Origin of the sequence: Paraburkholderia sp., from assembly GCF_035948235.1 — a bacterium.
Lineage (GTDB): Bacteria > Pseudomonadota > Gammaproteobacteria > Burkholderiales > Burkholderiaceae > Paraburkholderia.
Genome location: NZ_DASZJJ010000190.1, coordinates 1 through 7,804, shown reverse-complemented (window position 1 = coordinate 7,804; position 7,804 = coordinate 1). Strand labels below are relative to the sequence as shown.

Annotated in this window: 7 protein-coding genes; 4 read left to right on the top strand and 3 right to left on the bottom strand. The window is 63.3% G+C overall.

Translation table 11 applies throughout. From position 1 onward, the window contains the following. Both VG320_RS16405 and VG320_RS16400 read left to right on the top strand, forming a co-directional pair. The coding region (locus VG320_RS16405; protein ID WP_327201138.1) for a YDG domain-containing protein at positions 1–1,063 on the top strand (1,063 nt) is incomplete at its 5' end. 108 nt (positions 1,064–1,171) lie between these two features. Further along, the gene (locus tag VG320_RS16400; protein WP_327201137.1) at positions 1,172–2,884 is read left to right on the top strand and encodes a ShlB/FhaC/HecB family hemolysin secretion/activation protein; all 1,713 of its coding nucleotides are present in this window, start codon (positions 1,172–1,174) and stop codon (positions 2,882–2,884) included. A gap of 34 nt (positions 2,885–2,918) precedes the next feature. On the opposite strand, the gene VG320_RS16395 is transcribed toward VG320_RS16400, so the two are convergent. Then, entirely contained in the window at positions 2,919–3,686 is a 768-nt protein-coding gene (locus VG320_RS16395) for a hypothetical protein (protein ID WP_327201136.1), read from the bottom strand. A 380-nt stretch (positions 3,687–4,066) separates the two neighbouring features. Between VG320_RS16395 and VG320_RS16390 the strand changes: the two genes are divergently transcribed. Further along, a complete protein-coding gene (locus VG320_RS16390; RefSeq protein ID WP_327201135.1) occupies positions 4,067–4,708 on the top strand; it encodes a response regulator transcription factor in 642 nt (213 codons plus the stop codon). Positions 4,709–4,819: 111 nt separating this feature from the next. Beyond that, a complete protein-coding gene (locus tag VG320_RS16385; RefSeq protein WP_327201134.1) occupies positions 4,820–6,634 on the top strand; it encodes a sensor histidine kinase in 1,815 nt (604 codons plus the stop codon). Between the two features lie 16 nt (positions 6,635–6,650). Here VG320_RS16385 and VG320_RS16380 read toward each other — a convergent pair whose 3' ends face one another. Further along, entirely contained in the window at positions 6,651–7,163 is a 513-nt protein-coding gene (locus VG320_RS16380) for a hypothetical protein (RefSeq protein WP_327201133.1), read from the bottom strand. Positions 7,164–7,182: 19 nt separating this feature from the next. Then, positions 7,183–7,707 carry a hypothetical protein gene (locus VG320_RS16375; RefSeq protein WP_327201132.1) on the bottom strand — a complete coding sequence of 175 codons (525 nt, stop codon included), beginning with the start codon at positions 7,705–7,707 and terminating at the stop codon, positions 7,183–7,185. Between the last annotated feature and the right edge of the window lie 97 nt (positions 7,708–7,804).

Sequence of the window (7,804 nt, the reverse complement as noted above, 5' to 3'; positions counted from 1 at the left end):
GGCGCTCGCGAGCAACTACACGCTCGCAGGCGGTGTCGATTGGGTCACCATCACGCCGCTTGCCATCACCGTGAACGCGACCGGCGCGAACAAGGTGTACGACGGCACGCGCGCGGCATCGGTGAGCCTGGGCAGCAACGGCGTGCTCAGCGGCGACAGCGTGAGCTTCAGCGCCCAGTCGGCCAGCTTCGCCACCGCGAACGCGGGCAACGGCATTCCCATCGCGGTCGCGGGCATCACGGGCAGCGGCGCGGATGCGGGCAACTACAGCTTCAACACCACGGCTAGCACCTCAGCGTCTATCACGCCCTACGTGCTCGACCTCACGGCCACCCGCGTCTACGACGCGACACCTGGCGCGGCGGCGAGCCTGTTCGGCAACAACGGCGTGCTCCAGGGCGTGAACGGCGAAACGCTCACGCTCTCTGGCACCGGCACGCTGACGACGAAAAACGTCGGCAGCCAGACCGGCTTCGCGCCGGGCGGCCTGGGCGGCTATACGCTCAGCGGCAATGCATCGGCGCTTTCCAGCAACTACACGTTGCTGGGCGGGGTGGACTGGGTGAGCATCACGCCCGCCATGCTCACCGTCGCGGATACGAGGACGACCAACCGTCCGTACAACGGCACGGTCGAAGACGCGCTTTCGGGCGACCGTCTGGTGGGCGTGCTGGGCGGCGATAGCGTGACGCTCGGCAACGACAGGGTGGGCTACTTCAACGATCCCGCCGTCGGCTTCAACAAGCCCGTGCGTACCGCGATGACCATCGACGGCCCGGACGCCGGCAACTACGTGCTCGCGCAGCCGACTGGCTTGACCGCCGACATCATCACGCCGGTGTCGCCGGTGCCTTCGGGCACGCTAGCAGACGTGCAGGCGCCGATGGAAGCATCGGGCCTCGCCACGCCCTACGGTACCGCTTCCGACACTGCGCAGGGCCACTACACCGGCAACCAGATGCAGGAAGACGAGCCGAACCAGCGCAACGTGGCGCGCCAGGACTTCCATCCGGGTCTGGCGCTCACGGTGCTCAACGGAGGTGTGCGCATGCCGTCCAACTGATCGCCGGGCCAGCCCGAGCCGTTTCGCACGAGGGCACGTAGAACATAAAGCCAGAACGACAAGCACACGCGCGCGAGCGCGGCCCATGACATCTTCCGAACCGCGACCATGATCGAGATTCGCTCGAAACGCCTGCGTAGAACCCGGATCTGTCTCGCTATCGCCATTGCGCTTTCAGCCGCGTCGTGGGCCGCGCATGCCCAGGTCCGGGCGACGGTGCCTGCGAACAGCGGCAGCGGCCAGTTGCTCCAGCAGGTGCCGCAGCCTTCGGTGCAGCCGCCGCCCTCGAATCTCGATCTCACCATCCAGCCGCCGAAGAACGAACCGGCGGACAACACGAAGACCTTTCCCGTGCGCACGATCGAGATCACCGGCAACACACAGTTGCCGGGCGATCTGCTGCATGCGGTGGTGGCGCCCAGCGAAGGCCACGATCTCACGCTCGCCGATCTGAACGCGCTGGCCGACCGCATCAGCGACGTCTATCACGAGCACGGCTTTCCACTTGCCACCGCCTATGTGCCGGCGCAAACGATCGAGAGCGGCGTGGTGCGTATCGACGTGGCTGAGGCGCGTTATGGCGCGGTGTCGATGAGCAACCAGAGCAGCGTGTCGAACCGCGTGCTGGGCAATACGCTGGCGGCGCTGCAAACGGGGCAGCCAGTCAGCGAATTCGAACTCGAACGTACGCTGCTGTTGTTGCAGGACATTCCCGGCGCGGTGGTCAGCTCGACGATGCGGCCCGGCCAGCAGGTCGGCACCTCCGATCTGCTGGTGGACGTGACACCGCAACAGCGCGTGACGGGCGACGCGGGCGTGGATAATTTTGGCGACCCGTACAGCGGGCGCGTGCGCGGCAGCGGCAACCTGAATATCAACGGCTTGTTCAACCAGGGCGACCTGCTCGACTTCAGCGCGCTGACTTCGGGCCACGGCATGACCTACGGGCGCATGGATTACCGCTATCTGCTCAACGGCCAGGGCACGACGCTGGGCGCGACGGTGTCGGGGCTTGACTATCACCTCGGCAGCGATCTGTCCGATCTGGAGGCGCACGGCTCGGCCTTCGTGGGCGGCGTGGTGCTCGCGCAGCCGATCATCCGCAATACGCGCGGCAATCTGTACGGTCAGGTCGAATACGATTTTCGCCGCCTGAACGACAATATCGACGTGATCGGCCTGCAGAACGACCGCCACACCAACAGTGTGACCACCACGCTGGCGGGCGACGAACTCGATACGCACGGCGTCGTGAACGCGCGGCTGGCGATGACTTACGGCGTGCTCGCCGCCAACAACCTGCAGACCGATATCATCGATCAGCTGGGTGCCGATACGGCGGGCCATTATGTGAAGCTGTCCTTATCGTTGTCGCGCCTGCAGCAGCTCGCGCGTCACGATGCGCTGTACCTGGGCTTCTCCGGCCAGACAGCGAGCAAGAATCTCGACACCTCCGAGCAGTTCTACCTGGGCGGCCCGGACAGCGTGCGGGGTTACGACGTCGGCGTGCTGTCGGGCTCGCGCGGCTATCTGGCGACATTCGAATACCGGCACGACGCCACCTTCCAGTCGGTTCCCGGCGTCTGGCAGTTTTCCGCCTTCATCGATACGGGCTGGGTGCAGCAGTTCAAGGAAGTTTTTCTGACCGGACCCAATACCGGACAGTTGAGCAGTGCGGGCTTCGGCGTGCAATGGAACGGGCCGTACAAACTGCTGGTCACGGCGAGCGTCGCGTTCCCGTTTGGGCGCGTGCCGGAGATTCTCAGCGCCAGCGCGAACACGTCCGTGCACTGCTGGCTGCAGTTGCGCAAGGGTTTCTAGCGCTCGCGGCGCGCGAGCGCCTGACGTGACGCGCTTACTGAGGTGAAAACGACTGCTGCAGACTGATGAGGTTGAGCGGCACGACGCGGATGAGGCCGCCGCGCGGGCTGTCGATATCGGCGATCAGCGCCAGCGACAGGGACACGGTGAACGGCAGCACGAACAGCAGCACGCGCCGTCCGGTGCCGGCGCGGATGCCATAGCCCTGCATCAGGTTGCTAAAGAAAGCGATCACGATCATCAACGACCATGCCGAGATCGGAATGCGGTTGATCCACGCCGCCTGCGTGTAGCCCTGGGTGTTGAGCACGTCGTTCATGCCGGCGACCGCGAGCGCCGTTACGGGATTGGGCTGGGTGAGGGCGGCGTCGCGCACCGTCGCCCATAGCCGTCCTTGCAGATCGGCGGTCTTGCGGTTGATGGCGTCGAGTTCGACGTCATCGCGCGTCTTGTAGTAGTCGATGCGCAGTTGCACATACTGCGCCAGAAGCGGTTTGATCGCCTTGTCGCCCGCCGCGCCAACCAGGTCCGCACGCACATATTCCGTGCCGATCGCATTGGCTTCTTCCTCTTCGTAATTCTTGCGCTGGTCATAGCGGCTCACCGCCATCGACAGCGTAAAGCCGATCAGCAGCGCGAGCAGCGTGAGCGTCGCGCCTTGCACCACGTTGAAATTTTCGCGCGCCTCCTCGGAAAGCGGAGAGATGCGGTGCAACAAAAGCGCGCCGATAGAGGCGGCGACCGAGAGCAACACGACCAGCACAATGAAGAGGACCGCCGGATGATGGATGAGCTGTGTCATAAAGGTGTCCAGATGTCGTTCGTTATTAATCGTTGTATGTCGTTGCCTGTCGGAATTTACACCATTGCGGCTAATTGCAATTCAATGCCTGCTTTAATTCGTGGTTTCCAGATATTGAGCAATGTATGCAATAAACATGTTTGAAAACGAGTAAACAGTCGCGCAATCCGGTCGGATGAAAATATCGTCCGGAAAGCCGTTATGCGCGGTATTAGGACAGCCAGACATCATCATTTCATTTAACTTGCTATAAAGCTTGTCATCGGCACACAGTCCCCGGGAGTTCAGGGAGGGGCGCAAGGAAGCAAGAATAACGTGCGCATGCAAGGTGGGCTGCGGACCGCTGTCCGGTTTCGGTTATTGAAACAATGGAGCAAACCGTGAGCGAATCTGCAAGCAAGCTGGTTCATGTGGTCGACGACGATGCCTCCATGAGAAAGGCGCTGGGTAGGGTGCTCAACCACTCCGGTTATTCGGTGAGGGAATACGCATCGGTCGGAGATTTTCTCGTGAGCGATCCTCACGACTGGACCGGCTGCCTCCTGCTCGATCTGGTGCTGGGCGGCCCAAGCGGCCTGGAGCTTCAACAGGTGCTGTCGCGGCAGCAGCGCACGCTGCCCATCGTATTTATGAGCGCGTACGGTGACATACCTCAGACCGTGCAGGCCATGAAGGCCGGTGCGGTGGATTTTCTCGTCAAGCCGATCGAGCGCGACGCCTTGCTGGGTGCGCTGGAAACGGGTTTTAGCGCGGCAGCAGTGGCGAGCGGCAGCGGCGTTCCGGCTCAGGCCGTGGTGATACCGGAGCCGACCAACGATGTGATCTCGCATGACCTGGGCGAGCGGGAACGATGCGTTCTGCGCGGCATAGTGGCGGGGCGGCGCAACAAGCAGATTGCCGCTGAGCTGGGACTTTCCGAGCGGACCATCAAGAGCTGCCGCGCGGGTATGATGCGAAAGTTCGGTGCGGATTCGCTGGCCGATCTGGTGCGCCACGCGCAGACACACGCTTACGCGGCATGATGCGAGGCGGCAAGCTGCATCTTGCGGTCTCGCATTGCATGAACCAAGGGCTAAAGGGTGAAAGGGGCAAAAACAAGCGGGCGCTCAATCTGCGCCTGGCTGTGCGCGAGCGTGCTCGTTCTGTGGGGCATGGGCGCATGGGCGGCATCGTCGACGCAACCCGCGCACGTCGTGCTGCTCACCGGATTCGATCCGGTGCAGCCGGCTGCGCTCGTGCAGATCAACACGTTGCGCAACAGGCTCGAAGCATCGCTCGCGCAGGGCGCCGAAGTCGATATCGACGTACTCGATGGTTCGCGCTTTGGAGCGGACGATCTGATGCCCGACCTGCTCGCGCTGATGAGAAAGAAGTACGCCAGCCAGCGCGTCGATCTCGTGGTGGGGCTGGGCAGTCGTGCGGCGGATTTCGCGTTGGGGTCTCACGCGCAGATCTGGCCTGGCGCGCCCGTGCTGCTGTCGGGCGTGGCCGACGAGTGGTTCGTCAACCATACGTTGCCCGTGAACTTCGCGCGTGTGCCATTCCGTGTCGAAGGCGCGCAGACGCTCGATATTGCCGAGGCGCTGCAACCGGATGCACGACGGCTCGTCGTCGTGAGCGGAACAACCGGCGTGGACGGCGCGCAGGCTGCGCGCGTCGTGAAGGCGGCTGATGCACGCCGCTCGCGCTGGCCAGAGGTGGAAGTGTGGCAAGGGTTGCCGCTGCAGAAATTGCAGGCGAAACTCGCAACGCTCGATCTGCGCACTGCGGTGATTTATGCGGCCGAACATCAGGATCGCGAGGGGCGGCGTTATTTCCCGTATCAGCTTGTCGCGCCGATGGTCGCTGCGTCACACGCACCGATCTACGGGCTGTTCTCGATCTATATCGAGCAGGGCGCCATCGCCGGTGGAGTCTACGATTTCGAAGAGAACGGCCGGTTGACCGCCGATGCCGCCCTTGCAATCCTGCGCAATGGCGGCCATGTGGACGCGCGCGACTTCCCAGCCTTGCCCGCGCGTTGCACGGCGAACGTGGCGCAACTCGAACGCTATGGCCTTGCCGTTGACGCGCTGCCGGCCGATTGCCGCCTGCTCAACGTTCCGCGCTCGGTGTTCCGGGAGTATCGCGCGGTGGTGTTGACCGCCCTGGCCGTGCTGATCGCGCAGGGCGCCACGATCCTCGCATTGCTCGCCCAGCGTCGCACGCGGCGACGTGCACAAGCCGAAGCCGTCGCCCGTCGCAGCGAACTGGCGCGGGCCGCGCGTTTTGCCACGGTCGGCGAGTTGAGCGCGTCCATTGCGCACGAGGTCGGTCAACCGCTCGGCGCGATCCTGAGCAACGCCGACGCCGCAGAACTGCTGGTGAAAGCGCCGCGCCCCGATCACGCGGAACTCGGCGAAATTCTTGCTGATGTCAAACGCGATGCGCTGCGCGCCAACGAGGTGGTCCAGCGCCTGCGCGCGCTGCTGCAGAAGCAGGGCGTGACGTTCAGTGCGACACCGCTGGATGCGACGTTGCGCTGTGCCCTCGCACTCGTCGAACCCGAGGCCAGGCGACGCAACATCATGATCGATACACGCCTGGGCGCCGATCGCGTCGAGGTTATGGGCGACCGCGTGCAACTGCAGCAGGTCGTGCTCAATCTCGCGATCAACGCCATGGACGCCATGCACGATACCGAGGCGGGGCGCCGCGTGCTTACACTCGAATCGGTGCTGCTGGAGCACGGCGTCGAGTTCAGCGTCACGGATCGCGGGTCGGGCGTCGACGCCGCGCTCGCGTATCGTCTGTTCGAGCCTTTCTACACCACCAAGCCGCACGGAATGGGGCTTGGACTGTCGATCGTGCGCTCTATCGTGGACGCCCATCGCGGCCGCGTGAGCATCGCGTCACGCGAAGGCGGCGTGACGTCGTTCGTGGTGTGGCTGCCGCGCACAACGCAATGACAGCACGGAATAAAGCTCAGCGCTGTTGCGGCGGCAGCGGCCCGAAGAACATGCGTTTGAGTGTGGTTTTGCCAAGCGCTCGCGCGAGTTCGGCGATCACGCAATAGTTGAAGATCAATGTGACGAGCAGGATTTGCACGGCCCAGAAGTGCGGCCAGCTGATATGGGCAAGCAGTGCCTGGTTTGCCGTGGCGAAGCCGCCCGTCTCTTTCCAGAAGTCATAAAGCTGTTCCAGATAGTGGATGACGAGTGCGACGATCGCGTACATCAAGGTTTTCCAGGCGACGTTCCAGACCAGCGGTTTATCGGGGAAACGATTGATGAAGGGCAGCATGTCGGCAAGCAGCACAGACTTGCCGAGAATCAGCGATGAAATCAGCACCGACGCCGTGGTTTCTGGACTGATGCCGCTATCCTTGATCATGAGCGCGCGGATCAGCGCGACGATGTGAAGGATGACAAAAAAGAAAATCGTAGGCGGCAGGACTTTCTTGAACTCTTCCTTGAACTTCTCCACGACCGCGCTCATGGTGCCCTCCTGTCCCCGATCAGTACGGCGCGTTAACCACTACGTACTGCGAACCTTGTGGCTGATACCACGTGCTGCCGCATTGCTGGTAGATCATGCCCCGATAGTTCACAGGCGCACAACTGGGAGGCACCGAACGCACGATCGAGCCCACCACCGCCGACGTCACGCCGACTGCCGCCGTCACGGCCGCCGCTGTGGCGACCGGATGGTAATCGTCGTCCCAGCCGCCGTGGTGATAATCGTTGTGCACGTCCACGTTGACATTGCGGTTCACGTTGACGTTCCGGTTGACGTTATTCACGCTGGTGTTACGCACGTTGCGCGTACGCTCATCGGCGCGTGCGCTGTTGATCTGGCCGCCGCCGCGCGCGCCGTGCATCTGGCCGCCACCGGACGGGTGTTCCCGCATGGCGTGGCCGCCACCGCCGCCGCCGCCACCACCACGGAATGCGTTCGCGGGCGGCACATGCGCAATGGACAGGGCAACGGTCAGGATGGCCGGAAGGAAGAGGGCGCGACGGCGCGCAAATGGGATCTTCATGGGCCTACCCCTTGTTCGTTGCGTTCGTTGCGACCGGGACGAACTCGATTTTCTTCGCACCTGACGGCGGTTTGAAGCTGAATATCGCATTCTTGAA

Bases quoted from the DNA above. Each gene is read 5' to 3' on its own strand.
- VG320_RS16400 (WP_327201137.1), top strand. From the start codon at position 1,172: ATGATCGAGATTCGCTCGAAACGCCTGCGTAGAACCCGGATCTGTCTC.
- VG320_RS16395 (WP_327201136.1), bottom strand. From the start codon at position 3,686: ATGACACAGCTCATCCATCATCCGGCGGTCCTCTTCATTGTGCTGGTC.
- VG320_RS16375 (WP_327201132.1), bottom strand. From the start codon at position 7,707: ATGAAGATCCCATTTGCGCGCCGTCGCGCCCTCTTCCTTCCGGCCATC.
- VG320_RS16380 (WP_327201133.1), bottom strand. From the start codon at position 7,163: ATGAGCGCGGTCGTGGAGAAGTTCAAGGAAGAGTTCAAGAAAGTCCTG.